The organism is Acetatifactor muris (assembly GCF_024623325.1).
In the GTDB taxonomy this organism is placed as follows: domain Bacteria; phylum Bacillota; class Clostridia; order Lachnospirales; family Lachnospiraceae; genus Acetatifactor; species Acetatifactor muris.
Map to the genome: position 1 here is coordinate 1 of NZ_JANJZD010000022.1, position 19,109 is coordinate 19,109.

Consider the following 19,109-nt stretch of genomic DNA (forward strand, 5'->3'; position numbering starts at 1 on the left):
AAGGGCGCGAAGCGCCGCATTTTTTGACTGGTTTGTCAAGTGTTTTTGAGAAAAAAGTGGGTGATTTTTGAAAAATAGGTTCTGAAAGCACCATGAAATAAGGGCTGAAGATTCCGAGAAGTTATTATGTGGAGAAGGAGGTCTACTGTATCAATGATGTGGTCCGAATCCGGAGGGAGATGCTGGGGATTACCAGAAAGCAGCTCTGTGACGACGGCATTCTCTGCTCGGAGAAAACCTTAAGGCGCCTGGAAGACGGGGGAAAGAAAATTCAGAAGGGAATATTGCGGGAGTTGCTGGGACGGCTGCGCCTGTCGACGGAATCCTGCAGAACCGAACTGGTTACCTCTGACCCGGAGGCGGTGGAGATAATGAGCAGAGTGTGGATTCAGATGCGAAACAGAGATAATGAACAGGCGACTCAGTCTCTGGAGAAGCTGCGGGGGCAGATATCTATGGAGGATCCTTCCAATAGGCAGGCCTGGATGCGATTTCAGGCTGTAAATGAGGTTCATAAGGGAACTATTACAGGAGAAGAGTGTGTTGAAAGAGTCAGGGAAGCGTTGGAATGTACATTGCCTTGGGAAGCAGCCGTAAGGCCAGGAGAGAAATATCTGACCAATGAGGAGATCAGCTGTATTCTGAACATGACATGTCGGAAGAAAGGAATGGAAGAGAAAAAGAAGAGGCAGATTGCTACATTGGAGGAACAGTATAGAGCCTACGAAAGGGAGAAACTGATTTTCTGCTTTATTAACATGTATGAGATCGTAATGGGAGGTGTGGCAAGCGAGCTGGGAAATATGGGGGAATATGACCGTTCAAATGCAATCAGCTGGACTATTATAAGAGAATGCCTTTACCAGCGCCGTACTTTTGGGGTTCATGGAGGAATCTATAATATAATGTGGAATAATGAACAGCGGCAGAAGGAAGGCATTCCCATTCGACAGCAACAGAATTCGGAGAAGGATTTAAGGCATTGTATTATATTCAGTGAACTCGGGATGGAGGAGCATGATGTGGAATTCTACAGGAGAAAACTGCAATTCCGAAAGGAATGATATTATGCCTTTTTATGCTCCGCCGGATCGTTGTCATTTAAAGGCTGTATCCCCGGTTCCGGCTCCCCTTCCACGTTCTCTCCTCTACCAGTGGTATCCGGCCCATCACATGCAGGCGGCAGAGTTCCGCTTAATACTGGCAGAAGAGACAGGGTGATGACAAGTGCGGCAGCTGTTTTTTGGAAGATTGTTTTCTTTTTCATAAGAATTCTCTTTTGCTTTGGTATTAGATTTGCTGAAAAGCTTCTGGTAAAAAGTATAAGAAGCAATGAGGATTTTTGCAAGGGACAGAGTTGTCAAAAAGCAGGGCAGGTTTTTTGACAACTCTGTCCCTTGCGGTGACGACGAAGCTGTGATATGGTAATGAGAAGATGAAAATCTGTTGGCGGATGCAGAATTTGTTCTTGGCACTTGTGGAATTGTTGAAGGAAAAGGTTCCTGCGGCACAAAGCACGAGCTCTGTTAATCCAGAAACCATGGGTTGATGAGCTTTAAAGGGAGTGTTGCATTAAGTGATCATTATACAGTAGGATCCTTAGTGTGACATTCCTTTTCTCTGAGAGAAATCGAGGTATTCGGAATGAATCAATATTTGAAAGGTCACCTTCGACTGCTGGCAGTCTGGCTTATTGCAGAATTCATGGGAGCGGTGATGGTGACAGGAATGTCCCTGTTCATGAAGCAGGTGGCGGACACTGCTTATGGAGAGGGTGGACTGGAAGGGATACAAGGACTATTGTTGCTGGGACTGGTGCTTGTTGTTGTCTGTCTGGCAGTGGAATATCTGGGACATTACTGCAGAGCAAAATTTCTGAAGGAATGTAATCTTTCTCTGAAACGGAAGATATTCGACAGAATTATTCATTGTGATATCAATCTGTTTCAGGAGAAGAATAATGGAAGCTATATTTCGCTGTTAAATAATGATCTGCGTCTGATAGATGAAAGCTATTTTCAGGTAATTCCGCTGATTTACAGCAATATAAATACATTTCTGGTGGCATTTATTGTAATGTGCCTTTATCATCCCCTTCTGGCGGCGCTGCAGGTGCTTTTGTGCATTCCACAGATCCTTTTGCCGAGGAGATTTGGTAAGAGTGCATCAGCAAAGCAGAAAGAATACATGGATTCTCTGGACGTGTGGAATGCAGAGGTAAAGGATATCTTTACCGGGTTCGAGGCGGTGAAAAGCTTCGGAATAGAGGAAAAGATAAAGGAGAGATACCGGAAAATTGTAGATGAAGTGGAGAAAAATGGGTTTGTCATGCGCAAACAACAGGCAAAATCCCTTGCACTCAGTTCGGCGTCACTCTATATGGCATTTGTACTGCAGACGGTATTTTCCGTATATCTGGTCATGAATGGTGAAATCACTATGGGTATCCTGCTTGGGACCATGCAGATAAGCAATTATGTCAACAATCCGGTAAGAGAGATTTCAGAATTATATCTGGAGTATCTGACAATTAAACCGGTGCTTGCCAGGATTTCCGCCGTATTGGACGGCACAGAGGAAGCACAGGGCAAGACATTAGGGATAGAAGTCGATAGAGTTACACCGCTCTGTCTCCATAAGCTGTCCTTTGCTTATGAAGATGGCAGGAGGATTCTCCATGAGCTGGATTTTCGATTTGATTCCGGGAAGAAATATGCCATCGTCGGCAGCAGCGGTTCCGGCAAGTCTACGCTGCTGCGACTGTTAATGGGATATTATGCGCAGTATGAAGGAGAAGTTTACTGCGGGGGCAAAAGGCAGACAGAGATATCCGGACAGAGTCTGTACAGGCGGATAAGTATGGTCCATCAGAGAGTTTTTCTGTTTGATGATACCATTCGGAATAATATTACGATGTATGGCAGATATTCCGATGAAGAGGTCTGGAAAGCAGCAGAGGACGCGGGACTTATGGAGGTGATCCGACGTATGGGAGACGGACTGGATTCCAGGATTCAGGAGGAGGGTAGGAATCTGTCCGGAGGAGAGCAGCAGCGATTTGCCATAGCCAGAGCTTTTATCCGTAAGGCGCAGGTGCTGCTTATGGATGAAGGCACCGCCAGTCTGGACTATCAGACCGCCGGTCTGATAGATTCTCTGCTTCTGGATAAAGAGGGATTGACTTTGCTCAGTGTTACCCATAAGACAGAGAAAGAGCTGCTGCAGCGTTATGATGAAATTCTGGTTCTGGAGCAGGGACGGATTCTGGAGCATGGTCTCTATGATGAACTGAGTGAACAGAGTAAACAACTGTTGGCATGGAATTGCCAGGGGGCATCAGATGATAATTGATGATAATAAAGGGGTTCTTACTCTGTCATTCCTGCGGGTTGAGAGTGAGATGAAGGGGAAATAGCATGAAGCATTTTTTCAGACAGTATAATAAGAAACTGATATTATGGATGTTTTTTGAACTGGCTTATGCGCTGGCTATGGTATACTGGTCGTATTTCATGAAGGATATGTCCGACACTGCTCTGGGGGGAGAGGGAATGAAAGGGCTGGGGAGTTTCGCCTTGTTTGGAATAGGGTTCCTGGCATTTGATCTGGCGGCGGAGTACGGCCGTCTGATCGGACGTGCCCGGTTTCTGCAGGCGGCTAACTACGGATTGAAGAATCAGATATTTGACAGGATTATTGATTATGATATACATGCTTTCGGGGCGAAAAACAGTGCGGGATATATCTCTCTGCTGAATAACGATCTTCCGTTGATTGACCGGAAAGTGTTCCGGATTTTACCAGATATCTGGGCACAGATGATACTGGCAGTAACAGCTATTATTACTATGCTTCTTTTTCATCCGGTACTGGCTGTAATGGTAGTGATCTTAAATGTGCTGCAGCTGATTCCTCCGAAGCTGTTTGGAGACAGGGCGTCCAGAGAACAGGAGAAATACATGGCTTCTCTGGACAGTATGAATGTGAAGATCAAGGATATTTTCTCCGGCTTTGAGGTGGTAAAAAGCTTCGGAATCGAGGATAAGGTGGGAGCAGATTATTTCAAAATAGCGGAATGCGTGGAAGGCAACGCTTTCAGGATGCGCAAAGAACAAGGCCGTTCCATGGCAGTCAGCAGAGCGCTGGCTTACCTTGCCAGTGTATTGCGAATGGTATTTTCAGTGTACCTGATTATGCAGGGAGAAATCAGCATGGGTATCCTTTTGGGAGTGATGCAGATTTCTAATTATGTGAGTATGCCGATGCAGTCAATAGGAGAGTTGTATCTGGAATATAAGACCGTGAAGCCTGTCATTGCCCGTGTTATGGCTACATTGGACGGGAAGACGGAGCATGAATTGTCAGATGCTTCTGAAATGGATTTAAAGCCTGTTGTGTCCGCTGTACCTATTGTGGTGGAAGGCCTGTCATTCGGATATGAAGAAGGAAAAGAAGTTTTGCATAATATAAGCTTTCGGTTCGAAAAAGGGAAGAAATATGCAGTTATTGGAAACAGCGGCTCCGGCAAGTCTACATTGATACGTCTGCTGATGGGATATTATGATTTTTATCAAGGAGAGATCCATTATGGCGACTGCGATCAGAAGGAGGCAGACAGGAAAAGCCTGTACCAGCAGATGAGCATGATTCATCAGAAGGTGATTCTGTTTGAGGATACGCTGCGGAATAATATCACAATGTATGGGGACTACCCGGATACGGCAGTGTGGAAAGCAATTGAGGAGGCGGGGCTTACAACGGTTGTAGACCGGATGGGAGGAGGCCTGGATTCTCTGGTGGAAGAAGACGGGAAAAATCTGTCGGGAGGGGAACGGCAGTGTATCGCCATTGCGCGTGCATTTATTCGGCAGGCAGAAGTACTTATGATGGATGAAGGCACTTCCAGCCTGGACAGCCGGACGGCCGGGCAGGTTGACTCATTATTATTAAAAAAAGAAGGTCTGACCCTGATTACAATTACCCACAAAATGAATCTGGATTTATTAAAACAATATGATGAAATACTGATAATGGAACAGGGACGAATATGGGAGTGCGGGCATTTCGATCAAATCAGCAGCCAGCAGAGGAAACGGCTGGAGTGGATTTCTTGACCAAAATACTTTTACTGGCTGGCAGTTAGAGTTTAAGGTGCGGAATCAGAGAAGGGAAAACAGCCTGGAGGATACAGGGCAGGCTGCCCAGGGGCAAATTGAGGAAAAGCAGTATGCGGCGCAGCTTGTGGAGCGGGGGATTCCCGCGGAACGTATCCGTTGCTATGGCTTTGCATTTGAAGGGAAGACGGTGTTGATTGGCTGAATGACCGCTCTGTAAAAATGTCCCACAGGAATACAATGTCGGTAAAACATGGATTCCTGTGGGAGTTTTTCGTTCAGAGGATAATTGGACGGCATGGTGGGCGCAGAGAGGCCTTACTCCTCCAGTTCATCCGTCAGCGTTTCAATTTCCTCAATCATTTCGCCGATGGTCGCAATGGTATTCAACAGCGGCTGATCGGTGGAAATGTCGATTCCGGCCAGGGCGGCCAGTCCCATGGGATCCAGGGTACCGCCTGCGGCCAGGACCTTCTTCCAGTCGTCCACGGCGGGCTGACCTTCTGTCTCAATGCGTCTGCACACTTCCGTGGCCACAGTCAGGCCGGCGCTGTAAGTGTAGGAATACAGACCCATATAGTAGTGGGGCTGCCGCATCCAGGTGTGAGCGGCATCGTCGGAGATTTCCACATCCTCGCCCCAGAACTTCTGCAGCGTTTCTTTCATCAGACGGTTCAGAGTCTCGGCGTTCACGCTGCCGCCTGCGTCCACAATCCTGTAAACTTCCCGCTGATAGGCTGCCTCCATCAAATGTGTCACGAAATTGTGATAATAAGTATTGCTGATCATACAGGAAAGCACCCAGCGGCGGAAGCGGGGGTCGGGATTGGTCTTCAGCAGGTAATGGGCCATCAGCAGCTCATTGATGGTAGAGGGCGCTTCCACGAAATAAGTGGACACATTGGTGTCGAAGAGAGACTGGGCTTTGTTGCAGGCCTTGAAATGTCCTGCGTGCCCCAGCTCGTGTGCCAGTGTAAACACATCCGCCATGCGGTTGTTCCAGGTCAGCAGAATGAAGGAATTCGTTCCGTAAGGGCTGGCGCAGAAGCCGCCGGTGGATTTGCCGGCATTCTGGGCAAAATCAACCCAGCGGTCACGGTAAGCGATTCTGACCATCTCCACATATTCTTCTCCCAGAATGGAGAGTCCCTTTTCGATGTAATTTCTGGATTCTTCAATGGTAACTTTCGGGTCGTATTCCGGGTCCACTGCAATTTTCAGGTCGGCGAAGGTCATTTTGTCCAGTCCGTGAATGCGCTTCAGCAGACGGGCGTATCTTCGCATATGAGGAGAGAGCTTTTCCGTGATCAGGTCGATCTGACGGTCGTACATTTCCCGGGTTACCTTCTGGCCGAAGAGCAGGCTGTCGAACACGGAATCAAAGCCCCGCAGAGTTGCCATGGTTTTCTCCGTCTGCACCTGGGTGTTGTAGGCGGCAGCGGTCACGTTTTCATATTGGCTGATCTTTCTGGAAAAGGCGGCAAAAGCGGTTCGGCGGACGTCTGTGTCTTTTTCATATTCGTAATCGTCTTCGAACAGAGAGTAGCCCAGCGGATATTCCTTTTCTCCCACAGTAAAGGAATCAAACTTCATATCTGCCAGCTTTGCCATATTATAGATCTGATAGGGTGCATGCAGAGACTGGGACAACGCTGCCAGGGCCCGCTCGGTCTCCGGGTGGAGCTGATGAGGTTTATTTCGGAGAATGTCCTGCAGATAAAGCTTGTTGTCCGTGGCCAGGGCAATGGCCTCCTGCAGTACCGATTCTTCCTGCTCAATGATTTCACTGTCGATGAAGCTTAAACTGCTGAAGATTTCCGCGGACTGACGGGAATGCTTTTCGTCGCGTTCCTGATTGTAGCTGTCGTAATAGTCCACAGACACAGCCAGATTACAGTAACTGCCGGTGAGGATATTCAGACGATACACTTCTCTGAGGTCATCCAGGCAGGCATTGATGGTCTGGGGTGTGTTCAGCTTTCCCTTGTAATCCCGGACTATCCGGTCGCCGAGATTTTTCAGCTTTTCCATGTCCGCGAACATTTCTTCTTCAGTGGCATAGATGGAGGACAGATCCCAGGTGAGTTCAACCGGGACGTCCCTGCGTGAGATTGGTTCCATGATTTTGTTCCTCCTGATTTGAGTTGCCGGTACCCATCCATTCCCATATATCTGGAACAATTTGCGTCCACAAAGGAATGCGTCCGAAAATTGTTCCGGGAATGGAAGTGTACCGGCTGATTTGAGTTCCGTAACCCTGTTTCTTTATGTTGAGTTTAACATAAGGGGCAGAGCTGCGCAAGGGTGTAAGCACAGGAAGCAAAAAGTCATGGAATATTATGGCTGCTTATGGTAAAGTAATAATAATTGTACAAAGGGAATCAAAACAAAGCGTGGGGATAAAGAGGTGGATGAAAGCAGTATGTCAGACAAAGTGGTAAAGACATCAGATTCAGAAGGAAATGGGGGAGCAGACTGGGAAGAGATACCCTGGATGACAATCCGGCAGTGGCAGTCTGTCCGGCAGATTCATGTGCTTCACAGGGAACAGCATACGGAGCCGCTGCCGGATACCAATGCACCCTGTAACCTGCATGTGCTGGTGAGAGGACGTGTGAGCCTGCCTGCCGGTCCCTGCATTCTGCGGCTTACGGCAGATGACAGCTATCAGGCCTGGCTGGACGGAACGTGGCTGGGACAGGGGCCTGCGCCGGCCTACACAGGCAGGTATCCGTACCAGGAATACGAGATTGCCGGAGGGCGGACTGTGACGCTGGCCCTGCATCTGTACTATCAGGGAAAAATTACCCGGTCCTGTAGCGGAGGGGACGGGCGTTTCGGTCTGTGGGCAGTTTTCTGTCGGGGGAGACAGGTGACAGCGGCCTGTGATGAAAGCTGGAGATATCGGATCAGCAGTGCCTACAGTGGAGAGACTGTGGGATATGACACCCAGTTTCTGGAAAATTTTGACTCTCGTCTGTGGGAGGAGGAATGGAAGGAGCCAGGGTATGACGACAGTGACTGGGAGTGTCTGACAGAGGCTAAATGGGCGGATTACCATCTGGTACGTCAGGAGACGCAGCCTCTGGAGAGGCGCCGGGCGGAACCGGTAAGCTGTCGGCCGGTACCGGGAGGCATACTGTATGATTTCGGCAGAGAAAGGACAGGCTGTTTTCATGCTGTGGCCAGAGGCCGGGATGGGCAGCACCTGATACTTCATTACGGAGAGGAGCTGGATGCAGCGGGACGAGTCCGTTTCGAGATGCGCTGCAACTGCCGCTATGAGGAGCAATGGACGCTGAGAGAGGGAAGCAATGTGCTGCATCCCTGGGAATACAAGGCATTTCGCTATGTGGAGGTCCTGGGAGAAAGTGAGGAGTGTCCGGAGGATATTCTGACTGACTGCCATGTGATGGAGCGATATTACCCCATGGAGGAGGGACTGTGCAGTCTGGCCTGTGAGACCGATGAGCTTGGACGTATATTTGAGATGTGTAAGAATACGGTGCGCTGCGGTACCCAGGAGGCCTTTCTGGATTGCCCCGGCAGGGAAAAGGGGCAGTACCTGGGAGATGCCATTATCACAGCCCGGGCGCAGGTCTGGCTCACAGGGAAGACCGATATGCTGCGCAAGTGCATTCTGGATTTCATAGAATCCTCCAGGGTGACGCCGGGGCTTCTGGCGGTGGCCCCCGGTTCCTTTATGCAGGAAATTGCTGATTTTTCGCTGCTTTTCGGCGCATTGGTGCTGACCGATTATGATTTCACCAAAGATAAGGACTTCCTGGGGAAATGCTATCCGACACTTGCCGGGATGACGGATTTTTACGGGCAGTACCGGAGAGCGGACGGCCTTCTGGAAAATGTGGCACATGCCTGGAATCTGGTGGACTGGCCGGAAAATCTGCGGGATGACTATGACTTTGCCCTGACCCGCCCGGTGGTGGGGAAGGGATGTCACAATGTAGTAAATGCATTGTGGTATGGGGCACTGATTATGAAAGAAAAGGCCGAAGATATCCTGGAACTGTCCTGTGAGAAGACTTCGGGTCCTGTGAAGGAAGCATTTCAGAAAGCATTTTACCGGCCGGAGCAGAAGCTTTTTGCCGACAGTGAGGTGAGCGGCCACTGTTCGCTGCATGCCAACCTTTATGCGGCCTGCTTTGGACTGATGCCAAAGCAGGCGGAAGACGCCTATGAAGCACTGATGCTGACGCCGGGAAGACGCTGCGGCATTTTTCCCATGTATTTTGCCCTGCGGGGGCTGGCGCGGATGGGGCGTTATGAAACGTTGTACCGACTGCTGACAAGAGAGGACGACGGAGGCTGGCGAAACATGCTCAGAGAAGGGGCAACCACCTGCTTCGAGGCCTGGGGAAAGGACCAGAAATGGAATACCAGCCTGTGCCATCCCTGGGGCAGCGGGGCGATTCCGCTGATGATAGAGGAGCTGGCCGGGATTCATCCGGACCCGAATGCACTTTCAGGGTATCGCTTTTGTCCCCGGCTGCCGAAGCAGATTGAAGATTTCCGGCTGCGGGTTCCTCTGAGAGGGTGGCTTCTGGAGGTTGTCAGGGAGAGGGGAGCCGCTGCAACCATAATTGTCAGGGCAGCCGGTCAGTGAACTGTTATTTGTCTGTGACGGTCTGAACTGTTACTTTGACTTTGCGGTAGGAGGAGTCTGAACTGTTACTTGACATCCGCATAGTTTTATGATTTTTTCATTTGGGTCTTTCCCCAAAAAGAGGAATATGCTATACTAAGACTGCGTATCAAAAACAGCTGCGGAAATGCAGCGTCTCTGCTTTCGGCTGAACTGCCGTGAGGAAGCGGATGGGAAGATACGCCCCGTACAGGCGGGGTATTTTGAGAATGAATATAGGAGAGAATATGTCAGGAAAGAAAAGGTCAGAGGAGACTACACCGGAAGACACGGCGCATTTGAGCCACGCGCCGGAACATGACATATCAGAAGATAAAATTTCCAGGGTCGGAGGAGGGAAGATGCAGCGCCGACTGAGAAGGTATAACATCCGGATGTTGATTGCATCCGTTGCCATATTGATGGCATTATGTGCGGTTCTGCTGGTCAGAATACAGGATCTGAACGGTACAATCGGGAACATGGCTTCTCAGATTGCAAGACTTACGGGAGTCGCCGCACAGCAGCAGGAAGAGCTGGAGCTGCTGAGGACCCTGACGGAGGAGCTGAGTGCGGCTCTGGAAGAAAAGCTGAGCGACGGAGGAAAGGAAGCGGCCGGGAAGAAGGATGGACAGGCCGGAGAGAAGAGTGTGGAAGCCAGTACGCCCGGCATTACTGCCGCACATAAAGTGTATCTGACTTTTGACGATGGTCCCAGTGACAACACGGAGGAAGTGCTTGAAATTCTGGACAGATATGGTGTCAAGGCGACATTTTTCGTGGTGGGCAATCAGGCGGAGCAGGAAGAAGAGATGCTGAAGAAGATTGTGGAGGCCGGACACACTCTGGGAATGCATTCATACAGTCATAAATATTCGGAATTATATGCTTCCGTGGAAAGTTTCGCGGAGGATTTTACGAAGATGCAGAATTATCTCGAGGAAGTCACAGGCGTGAAGAGCCTGGTGTATCGTTTCCCGGGAGGAAGCTCCAATACCATCAGCGAAGTTGACATGAAAGAATTTGCCCGGTATCTGGACGGGCAGGGAGTGTGCTTTTTTGACTGGAATATTTCATCAGGTGACGGTGGCAGCTATCTGTTCCCGGCGGAGACCCTGATTGAGAACTGTACGAAGAATGTCAGCAAATACAGCACATCCGTTATTCTGATGCATGATTCCGCCAGCAAGAGCACGACGCTGGAGGCGCTGCCGACGATCATCGAGACCATCCAGGCCATGGAGGATACGGTGATTCTGCCCATCACGGCGGAGACGTCACCGGTGCAGCATATTAAGTGGCAGGAAAACGAAGGATAAGAAAGACAATTTATATAGAAAGGATGTGGTGGCAACGCGCAGAATATTATTGAAATTGAGCGGAGAGGCCCTGGCCGGTGAGAAGAAGACCGGCTTTGACGAGGAGACAGTGAGGAAAGTTGCCCTGCAGGTAAAGGAGCTGACAGATGACGGTGTGCAGGTGGGCATTGTCATCGGCGGCGGCAATTTCTGGAGGGGAAGAACCAGTGAGAACATTGACCGGGTCAAGGCGGACCAGATCGGCATGCTGGCCACAGTGATGAACTGCATCTATGTGTCGGAAATCTTCCGGTCGGTGGGAATGCGGACCAGTATTCTGACGCCTTTTGCATGCGGTTCTTTTACAGAGCTTTTCTCCAAGGACAGAGCGGTAGGGTATCTGTCGGAGGGACAGGTGGTATTTTTCGCAGGAGGGACAGGCCATCCATATTTTTCCACGGATACAGGCGTGGTGCTTCGGGCCATCGAAGTGGAGGCGGAGGTTATCCTGCTGGCCAAATCCATTGACGGTGTATATGACGACGATCCCAGCAGGAACCCGGAGGCCCAAAAATATCATCAGGTGAGCATTGACGAGGTGATTGCGAAGAACCTTCAGGTGGTGGATATGACTGCTTCGATTCTGGCCAGAGATAATAAGATGCCCATGTGGGTGTTTGGGCTGAATGAGGAGAACAGCATTGTAAACACAGTGAAAGGCGAATTTAACGGCACAAAAGTTACGATTTAATTGAAAAGGAGAGGATAGTATTATGGACGCCAGACTACAGCAGTATGAAGACAAAATGAGAAAGGCCATCGATTTCCTGGAAGGAGATTACAATACCATTCGCGCAGGGAGGGCAAATCCCCATGTTCTGGATAAGATCCGGGTGGATTATTACGGAACACCCACGCCGATTCAGCAGGTGGGTAATATCACGGTGCCGGAGGCGAGAATTATTCAGATTGCACCCTGGGAGAAATCTCTGCTCAAGGCTATTGAGAAGGCAATTATGACTTCTGAGCTGGGCATCCATCCTTCCAATGACGGCAGCGTAATCCGCCTGGTTTTCCCGGAACTGACAGAGGAGCGCAGAAAGGATCTGGTGAAGGAAGTCAGGAAAAAGGCTGAAGACAGCAAAGTAGCTATCAGAAATATCCGCCGGGACGGCAATGACGCCCTGAAAAAGCTTGGGAAGACAGACGTTTCCGAGGATGAAATCAAGCAGCTGGAAGAGCAGCTGCAGAAGGCCACTGACAAATTTATTAAGGAAGTGGACTCTTTGATGGACAGGAAATCGAAGGAGATTATGACCGTATAGAACAGAAGCCAGACGGCAGAATGTGAAAAGCAAAGCGTTACGGGGGAGTGGAGAAACGGATTGTCCGCTCCCCTGTTTGGCGGTAACGGTTACATCCGATATCTGACTCGTTGGTGCCGGATGGATGGGAATGGAGGGGCCGGGTATCTCCGCAGCAGGAGAAATCGGACCAGGAAAGGCGTGGATAGAAGGATGAGTGAAGAACTGAAAATGCCCCGGCATGTGGCCATCATACTGGACGGTAACGGCAGGTGGGCGAAGGCGAAAGGGATGCCCCGCAATTACGGTCATGTACAGGGGGCGAAGACGGTGGAAAATATCTGCGAGACGGCGTGGAAAATGGGAATTCCGTATCTGACCGTATATGCTTTTTCCACGGAGAACTGGTCCCGGCCTCAGGATGAAGTGGATGCATTGATGAAGCTTCTGCGCAATTACATGAAAACCTGTCTGAAGACAGCGGAGAAGAATCATATGTGCGTCAGGGTACTGGGAGATAAATCCCGGCTTGACGAGGATATCCGAAGCAGAATTCTGCAATTGGAGGAAGCCACCCGAAATAACGATGGTCTTCATTTTCAGATTGCCATTAATTACGGCGGTCGGGACGAGATTGTCCGGGCGGCGAAGAAAATGGCTGAGGAAGTGAACGCCGGAAGACTTCGCCCGGAGGATATCACAGAAGATCGGATAAGTAATTTGCTGGACACGGCGGGGATACCGGAGCCGGATTTGCTGATTCGTACCTGCAATGAGCAGAGAATTTCCAACTTCCTGCTCTGGCAGCTGGCCTATACGGAATTCTATTTCACCCCGGTGCCCTGGCCTGATTTTACCAGGGAAGAATTGGTAAAAGCTGTGGAAGCATATAATCATAGAGACAGGAAGCTCGGAGGCTTAAAGGAGGAATAATCCTATGTTTTGGACCAGATTGGCAAGCGGTGTGGTACTTTTGGCGATTGCGGCAGGCGCTATGGGTCTGGGGGGAATTCCGCTGGCATTGCTTCTGTGGGCCGCTTCCCTTGGAGCATTCCGGGAGCTGATAAGGGCGCTGCGGGTTGGGGAGAAGGGGATAAACTGTCTGGAAATCATAGGATTTCTGGGAATTACAGGTTATTATCTGCTGCTGTATTTTTCCGGGGAGCATATATGGCTTACGATGTGCATTGTGGGAACCTTTCTGGCTTTTTTGTTTGCCTATGTTCTTGCCTTTCCGAAATTCAATGCTGGCCAGGTGATGGCAGCCGTTTTTTCATATGTGTATGCACCAGTGCTTTTGTCCTTTGTCTATCTGACCAGAATGTGTCCCCGGGGCATTTATATGGTGTGGATGGTACTCATCAGCTCCTGGGGATGTGACACCTGCGCCTATGCGGTGGGAAAGCTTTTGGGAAGGAAGAAAATTTTTCCGGTGCTGAGTCCGAAGAAGTCGTTGGAGGGCTGTATTGGCGGCGTGGCGGGCGCTGCGCTCATCGGCGGGTTATACGGTTACTTTTTTGTGGAGAAAGCCTTTCCCGACCAGAGAATTGCCTGGGTAATTGCTGTTATCTGCGGAGTGGGCGCGGTAATGAGCATGGTGGGTGACCTGGCCGCATCGGCAATTAAACGCAACGTAGATATAAAAGATTACGGAAAATTAATTCCCGGGCATGGCGGGATTATGGACAGATTTGACAGCATGATTATAACCGCACCCATGACCTACTTTCTGACGGTGCTGATGCTGCTGTAATCGAGGGACTGTTTTGGGGAAGTGAATTCATACGACATTCAGACAGAGTGCCGATTTGTGTGAGAACACTGCTTTCCGGTAATAAGGGATACATATTTTGGAGATAATGCATGAAGAAGATAGCGATTTTAGGTTCCACAGGTTCCATAGGGACGCAGACACTGGAAATTGTGCGGAGCAATCCTGACCTGCAGGTTGTCGCGCTGGCGGCGGGAACCAATGTGGAGAAAATGGAAGAACAGATCAGGGAATTCCGGCCTCTGGCGGCATGCATGTGGACCGAAGAAGCAGCGGCGGATCTTCGGGTGAGAGTGGCGGATCTGGATGTGAAAATCTGGTCCGGTATGGAGGGCCTGCTGGAAACGGCGGTTATTCCCGACAGCCAGATTCTGGTGACAGCCATTGTGGGGATGATTGGCATCCGGCCCACCATCGCGGCCATAGAGGCAGGAAAAGACATTGCCCTGGCCAACAAAGAGACCCTGGTGACGGCCGGTCATATTATCATGCCGCTGGCCAGGAAGAAAAATGTGGCCATTTTGCCGGTGGACAGTGAACACAGCGCTGTTTTTCAGTCGCTGAATGGTGAGCTGGCGGGAAGAGAACTGCAGCATCATGTGATTTATGAGGGGAAACAAATCGAAAAAATTCTCCTGACAGCTTCCGGCGGCCCTTTCCGCGGCAGGACGAGGCAGCAGCTGGAAGGGATTCGACCGGAGGATGCGCTGAAACACCCCAACTGGAATATGGGCCGGAAGGTTACCATTGATTCTTCCACTCTGGTCAACAAGGGACTGGAAGTGATGGAGGCAAAATGGCTGTTCGGGGTAGAGCTGGACCGGATTCAGGTGGTGGTTCACCCTCAGAGCATTGTGCATTCGGCGGTGCAGTTCGCAGACGGAGCGATCATTGCCCAGCTGGGGGTGCCTGATATGAAGCTTCCTATTCAATATGCCCTTTTTTATCCGGACAGAAGGCCTATGGAAGGTAGACGGGTTGACCTTTTTGCACTGGGACAGCTTACCTTTGAAGCCCCGGATACGGATACATTTCCCGGCCTTGCCCTTGCTTACCGGGCGGCGCGTGCGGGAGGGAGCATGCCCACTGTATACAATGCCGCCAACGAGAAGGCAGTGCAGCTGTTCCTGGAGAACAGAATACCTTATCTGGGAATTGCGGAGCTGATTGAGATGGCCATGGAACATCATAAAGTGACGGCGGCTCCCGGCCTGGAGGACATTCTGGAAGCGGAGCGGGAAACTTATGAATATATTATGATGCAGGAAGGATTGAGCAATAAATGATGACGTTAATCTGGTTTATCCTGATATTCGGGGTGGTGGTAATCGCCCATGAATTCGGACATTTTCTGCTGGCGAAGGCCAATGGAATCCATGTGGTGGAATTCTCCGTGGGAATGGGGCCCAATATCTGTTCTGTTAAAAAGGGAGGCACCAAATATTCCCTGAAAATATTTCCCATCGGCGGCGCCTGCATGTTCGAAGGGGAGGACGGCCTGCTGACGAAAGAAGGCGAAGTGACAGAGGGCTCCTTTCTCAATGCCTCGGTGTGGGGCAGAATTTCCACGGTGGTGGCGGGGCCGATTTTCAATTTTATTCTGGCCTTTATCATTGCTTTTATCATTGTAAATATGGCGGCGATCCGTGACCCGATAGCCACCCAGGTGGAGCCGGGCAGCGGAGCGGAAGCGGCAGGTCTGCAGGATGGGGACAGAATTATATCCGTCAATGGAGAAAAGTTCTATCTGTATCAGGAAATCTCGCTGTATATGCAGACCAGCTATCAGGGAGGCGATGTGGAAGTGGTGTACGAGCGGGACGGTGTCCGTAATACCACCACGCTGACGCCCCAATATGACGCGGCGGTGGGAAGTTATCTGCTGGGTCTGCTGAATGCCGATTTTGTGGAGCCGAAGGGATTCGAAACATTTAAATATGCCTGGTACGAAATGCGGTATTCTGTAAAAGCTACCTATAAGAGTCTGGGAATGCTGTTCAGAGGCAGGGTAAGCAGGGAAGATGTGGCCGGGCCGGTGGGAATTGCAGTAAATGTGGTTGGCAAAACCTATGACGCCGCCAAGGATTACGGCTGGCAGAATGTTCTTCTGAATATGCTGAATATTACGCTGATGCTGTCGGTGAATCTGGGGATACTGAATCTGCTTCCCGTGCCGGCGCTGGACGGCGGCAGACTCGTTTTCCTGCTGATTGAGGTCATCCGCGGCAAACCGGTTCCACCGGAAAAAGAGGGGATGGTTCATTTTGTGGGTCTGATGTTCTTTATGGTTCTGATGGTTTTTGTCTTCTTTAATGATCTGTCTAATATCTTCATGAAATAAATCAGAGATTATTCCGTTATCATATATCATGTTAATACGGCGGCCCCCTTTGGGGGGCGGCCGGCCTGTGTTGCGCAGGGGACTGAATTCCTGCAAGGACCGACAAAAATCTTTCTCCTAAGGCAAAGGGACGGCGGAGAAGGGGTGGGAGGTTCTTTCCTCGGCAGGGGTAACGCGCCGATGAACTAACTGCCAACAGAAACTAAGGAGCGAAAGTACCGCTCCAAAGTTTCAGTAGGCAGTGGATTTCATCTCTGCTAAGGGCACCCCTTTGGCGCTGTCGGAAAGAGCCTCCCACCCCTTCTCCGCCTGTCTTTCCGCATGGTTTCGTGGGGGAATCGCGCAGACCGATTTATGGCTGCAGGGGACTGGAACTTTACAAAACATACCAGGAAGTTTAGTCTATATCGACATCAGGCACTGGAACTTCACGGACAACGCCGCTTAGTACATATCTATCAAGGCCAGCGTAACCTGCTGAGAAACAGGCCTCCTCTGCCGTCCCCTTGCTTTAAATTGGCCCTGCTGCAGTAACCGGGACTCAGGCGCCAAGGCCTCTGTAAAGCATTGCAGGAATCCCGGGTTCTGGCGAAAGGCCCCCTGTCAGTCCTTGCAGGAATCCAGTCCCTGTGAAATAATCGCGAAGAGCAATAAAACAGTCCCTGTGTATTGCGGAGAAAGGAGCATAAAGATGAGCAATTGCGGAACAGAGACGCGGAAAAAAGAACAAAACCTGGGAAAAGTCATCCTTGAAAGCAGGGGATACAACTGCCTGGAATTGCTGGGACAGGGGGCATTTTCCACAGTATTTTGTGTTTGCGGCAGGACAGACAGCCATCTGTATGCCTGCAAAATCAGCGAAAATATGCTGCTTTTAAAAAGGGAAGCAGAGATTATGTCCATGCTGCGGCACCCTCTGTTTCCGGAATATGTGGCCTTCTGGCAGGAAGCCGGGCTGGGATTTCTGCTGCGGGAATACATTGCCGGGATTTGTCTGGAGGAGCTGCTGAGACAGGAACACTGTTTTTCTGTGGAACAGACCATATGCACAGGGCTGGAGCTGGCAGCCGGACTATTATATCTCCATGAGCAGCCGGAATGTTATCTGTTTCGAGATATGAAACCTGCCAATGTGATTATCTGCCGGGAAGGCAGGGTGAAACTGATTGATCTGGGATGTATATGCTCCGCAAAGGAAAGAATAACTTCCCGGGCGGGCACAAAGGGATTTGCCGCGCCGGAACAGCTCCGGAGAGAAAAGGAAACGGGCAGAGAGCGGCGGCTGACCACGGCCTGTGATGTGTATGGCCTGGGACAGACCCTGAGAGCCATGCTGGGACCGGAGAAACGTTTTTTGGCTGGAGGCAGGAGAAGAAACAGGAAAAGACTGGAGAAAATTCTGGATGCCTGCACAAAGGAGGAGGCTTCGGAACGGATTTCCGGGATGCGGGATGTGTCAGCGGTACTCAGAGCTCTGAAGTAAGGCCCAGGTTATTTATCTCCATAATGGCCTCTGCAATGAGCGATATAGCCGCCCGCTTTCCATATGGTAGACGAGCCGGTCTTCCGCTTTGGTTTTTTTATCCTGCGTCTGCCGGCAGAGGTAATCTTCCCAGGCATCGTCTGACCATATTTTTTCACTCATCGTCCACCACAATCAGTTCATGGGTGGTGCCTTTTCCGGCTTTCAGCTCTTGAACAGATTTCTTCACATAGGCCATGTTGGCCTGGGAGAAAAATGGGTCGGGAGTCGACAGCACTTTTCCGAAAAGAGAGTAATTTTATTGAGACAAATTTGCAGTTTTCGGTTGAAGAACATACATAAAAAAGCTATAATGAATCTATGGAACCATGATTACGGACCAATCGGGGGAGAAGGCCTTCTGACTCTTCCGCCCTGAGAATGGCCGTAATACAGATACTACACAGACAAAGAGAGGAGATTTAAGTATGCGCTTTTTTATTGACACCGCAAAGGTAGAGGATATCAGGAAGGCAAATGACATGGGCGTCATTTGTGGCGTTACCACGAATCCGTCCCTGATTGCCAAGGAAGGCAGAGTGTTTGAGGAAGTAATCGCAGAGATTGCTTCTATTGTGGACGGGCCTATCAGCGGAGAAGTGAAGGCTACCACCACAGATGCGGAAGGAATGATTCGCGAGGGCAGAGAGATTGCGGCAATTCACCCTAATATGGTAGTGAAGATTCCCATGACGGTGGAAGGTTTAAAAGCCTGCAAGGCCCTTTCCGCGGAAGGCATCAAGGTAAATGTGACTTTGATATTCACGGCCAATCAGGCTCTCCTGGCAGCTCGTGCAGGCGCCGCCTTTGTATCTCCTTTCCTGGGACGTCTGGATGACATCAGTCAGAGAGGCGTGGATTTGATCCGTGAGATTTCCGATATTTTTGCCGTAACCGATCTGGATACCCAGATTATTGCGGCAAGTGTGCGTAATCCTGTTCATGTGACTGATTGTGCTCTGGCCGGTGCGGATATTGCAACAGTGCCTTATGCAGTCATTGAACAGATGGTAAAGCATCCGCTGACTGATGCCGGGATTGCAAAGTTCCAGGCTGACTACAGAGCCGTTTTCGGTGAATAGCCGGGAGATACAGCCGGACAAAAAGGGCCAGGGAA

18 protein-coding genes are annotated in these 19,109 nt (G+C 50.2%); 14 read left to right on the plus strand and 4 right to left on the minus strand.

Translation table 11 applies throughout. The annotated features are described in order from the left end of the window. Nucleotides 1-128: 128 nt before the first annotated feature. Complete coding sequence (locus tag NSB25_RS18960; RefSeq protein ID WP_103239095.1) at nt 129-1,064, plus strand: hypothetical protein; 936 nt, start codon at nt 129-131, stop codon at nt 1,062-1,064. Nucleotides 1,065-1,066: 2 nt separating this feature from the next. On the opposite strand, the gene NSB25_RS18965 is transcribed toward NSB25_RS18960, so the two are convergent. Further along, a complete protein-coding gene (locus NSB25_RS18965; protein ID WP_103239093.1) occupies nt 1,067-1,267 on the minus strand; it encodes a hypothetical protein in 201 nt (66 codons plus the stop codon). Between the two features lie 377 nt (nt 1,268-1,644). Here NSB25_RS18965 and NSB25_RS18970 point away from each other — a divergent pair, with 377 nt between their 5' ends. The 3 genes from NSB25_RS18970 (at nt 1,645) to NSB25_RS18980 (ending at nt 5,319) form a co-directional block, all read left to right on the plus strand. After that, nucleotides 1,645-3,351 (plus strand): ABC transporter ATP-binding protein, encoded by a 1,707-nt coding sequence (locus NSB25_RS18970; protein WP_103239092.1) that lies wholly within the window; start codon nt 1,645-1,647, stop codon nt 3,349-3,351. Between the two features lie 65 nt (nt 3,352-3,416). Continuing rightward, nucleotides 3,417-5,114 (plus strand): ABC transporter ATP-binding protein, encoded by a 1,698-nt coding sequence (locus tag NSB25_RS18975; protein ID WP_103239089.1) that lies wholly within the window; start codon nt 3,417-3,419, stop codon nt 5,112-5,114. After that, nucleotides 5,068-5,319, plus strand: a complete 252-nt coding sequence (locus tag NSB25_RS18980) for a PD-(D/E)XK nuclease domain-containing protein (protein ID WP_330671177.1) — start codon at nt 5,068-5,070, stop codon at nt 5,317-5,319. The genes NSB25_RS18975 and NSB25_RS18980 overlap by 47 nt, the downstream gene beginning before the upstream one ends. A 113-nt stretch (nt 5,320-5,432) precedes the next feature. On the opposite strand, the gene pepF is transcribed toward NSB25_RS18980, so the two are convergent. After that, nucleotides 5,433-7,235 (minus strand): oligoendopeptidase F, encoded by a 1,803-nt coding sequence (gene pepF / locus NSB25_RS18985; protein ID WP_103239083.1) that lies wholly within the window; start codon nt 7,233-7,235, stop codon nt 5,433-5,435. Nucleotides 7,236-7,536: 301 nt separating this feature from the next. Here pepF and NSB25_RS18990 point away from each other — a divergent pair, with 301 nt between their 5' ends. From NSB25_RS18990 to NSB25_RS19030, 9 genes are all read left to right on the plus strand, one after another. Further along, nucleotides 7,537-9,738 (plus strand): family 78 glycoside hydrolase catalytic domain, encoded by a 2,202-nt coding sequence (locus NSB25_RS18990; protein ID WP_103239081.1) that lies wholly within the window; start codon nt 7,537-7,539, stop codon nt 9,736-9,738. A gap of 266 nt (nt 9,739-10,004) precedes the next feature. Next, nucleotides 10,005-11,075 carry a polysaccharide deacetylase family protein gene (locus tag NSB25_RS18995; protein ID WP_172455032.1) on the plus strand — a complete coding sequence of 357 codons (1,071 nt, stop codon included), beginning with the start codon at nt 10,005-10,007 and terminating at the stop codon, nt 11,073-11,075. 28 nt (nt 11,076-11,103) lie between these two features. Next, entirely contained in the window at nt 11,104-11,805 is a 702-nt protein-coding gene (gene pyrH / locus NSB25_RS19000) for a UMP kinase (protein ID WP_103239148.1), read from the plus strand. Nucleotides 11,806-11,827: 22 nt separating this feature from the next. After that, nucleotides 11,828-12,379 carry a ribosome recycling factor gene (frr, locus tag NSB25_RS19005; RefSeq protein WP_103239077.1) on the plus strand — a complete coding sequence of 184 codons (552 nt, stop codon included), beginning with the start codon at nt 11,828-11,830 and terminating at the stop codon, nt 12,377-12,379. Between the two features lie 204 nt (nt 12,380-12,583). Next, nucleotides 12,584-13,291 (plus strand): isoprenyl transferase, encoded by a 708-nt coding sequence (locus NSB25_RS19010; protein WP_242982371.1) that lies wholly within the window; start codon nt 12,584-12,586, stop codon nt 13,289-13,291. 4 nt (nt 13,292-13,295) lie between these two features. Next, nucleotides 13,296-14,111: a phosphatidate cytidylyltransferase gene (locus NSB25_RS19015; protein ID WP_103239074.1), complete on the plus strand. Its 816-nt coding sequence runs from the start codon at nt 13,296-13,298 to the stop codon at nt 14,109-14,111. A gap of 110 nt (nt 14,112-14,221) precedes the next feature. After that, entirely contained in the window at nt 14,222-15,415 is a 1,194-nt protein-coding gene (locus tag NSB25_RS19020) for a 1-deoxy-D-xylulose-5-phosphate reductoisomerase (RefSeq protein ID WP_103239072.1), read from the plus strand. Next, entirely contained in the window at nt 15,412-16,470 is a 1,059-nt protein-coding gene (rseP, locus tag NSB25_RS19025; RefSeq protein WP_306817657.1) for an RIP metalloprotease RseP, read from the plus strand. Before NSB25_RS19020 ends, rseP begins: the two co-directional genes overlap by 4 nt. 691 nt (nt 16,471-17,161) lie before the next feature. Continuing rightward, nucleotides 17,162-17,953 carry a serine/threonine protein kinase gene (locus NSB25_RS19030; protein ID WP_103239070.1) on the plus strand — a complete coding sequence of 264 codons (792 nt, stop codon included), beginning with the start codon at nt 17,162-17,164 and terminating at the stop codon, nt 17,951-17,953. Nucleotides 17,954-17,961: 8 nt separating this feature from the next. On the opposite strand, the gene NSB25_RS19035 is transcribed toward NSB25_RS19030, so the two are convergent. Continuing rightward, nucleotides 17,962-18,111: a hypothetical protein gene (locus tag NSB25_RS19035; protein WP_172455015.1), complete on the minus strand. Its 150-nt coding sequence runs from the start codon at nt 18,109-18,111 to the stop codon at nt 17,962-17,964. After that, complete coding sequence (locus NSB25_RS19040; RefSeq protein WP_257479297.1) at nt 18,108-18,230, minus strand: hypothetical protein; 123 nt, start codon at nt 18,228-18,230, stop codon at nt 18,108-18,110. The genes NSB25_RS19035 and NSB25_RS19040 overlap by 4 nt, the downstream gene beginning before the upstream one ends. A 190-nt stretch (nt 18,231-18,420) precedes the next feature. Here NSB25_RS19040 and fsa point away from each other — a divergent pair, with 190 nt between their 5' ends. Further along, a complete protein-coding gene (gene fsa, locus NSB25_RS19045) occupies nt 18,421-19,074 on the plus strand; it encodes a fructose-6-phosphate aldolase (RefSeq protein ID WP_103239068.1) in 654 nt (217 codons plus the stop codon). Nucleotides 19,075-19,109 lie beyond the last annotated feature (35 nt).

Excerpts from the sequence above, each read along its gene's own strand:
- pepF (WP_103239083.1), bottom strand. The coding sequence starts at position 7,235 with ATGGAACCAATCTCACGCAGGGACGTCCCGGTTGAACTCACCTGGGAT.
- NSB25_RS18975 (WP_103239089.1), top strand. The coding sequence starts at position 3,417 with ATGAAGCATTTTTTCAGACAGTATAATAAGAAACTGATATTATGGATG.
- fsa (WP_103239068.1), top strand. The coding sequence starts at position 18,421 with ATGCGCTTTTTTATTGACACCGCAAAGGTAGAGGATATCAGGAAGGCA.
- rseP (WP_306817657.1), top strand. The coding sequence starts at position 15,412 with ATGATGACGTTAATCTGGTTTATCCTGATATTCGGGGTGGTGGTAATC.
- NSB25_RS18995 (WP_172455032.1), top strand. The coding sequence starts at position 10,005 with ATGTCAGGAAAGAAAAGGTCAGAGGAGACTACACCGGAAGACACGGCG.
- NSB25_RS19030 (WP_103239070.1), top strand. The coding sequence starts at position 17,162 with ATGAGCAATTGCGGAACAGAGACGCGGAAAAAAGAACAAAACCTGGGA.
- NSB25_RS18990 (WP_103239081.1), top strand. The coding sequence starts at position 7,537 with ATGTCAGACAAAGTGGTAAAGACATCAGATTCAGAAGGAAATGGGGGA.
- frr (WP_103239077.1), top strand. The coding sequence starts at position 11,828 with ATGGACGCCAGACTACAGCAGTATGAAGACAAAATGAGAAAGGCCATC.
- NSB25_RS18970 (WP_103239092.1), top strand. The coding sequence starts at position 1,645 with ATGAATCAATATTTGAAAGGTCACCTTCGACTGCTGGCAGTCTGGCTT.
- NSB25_RS19015 (WP_103239074.1), top strand. The coding sequence starts at position 13,296 with ATGTTTTGGACCAGATTGGCAAGCGGTGTGGTACTTTTGGCGATTGCG.
- NSB25_RS18965 (WP_103239093.1), bottom strand. The coding sequence starts at position 1,267 with ATGAAAAAGAAAACAATCTTCCAAAAAACAGCTGCCGCACTTGTCATC.
- NSB25_RS19020 (WP_103239072.1), top strand. The coding sequence starts at position 14,222 with ATGAAGAAGATAGCGATTTTAGGTTCCACAGGTTCCATAGGGACGCAG.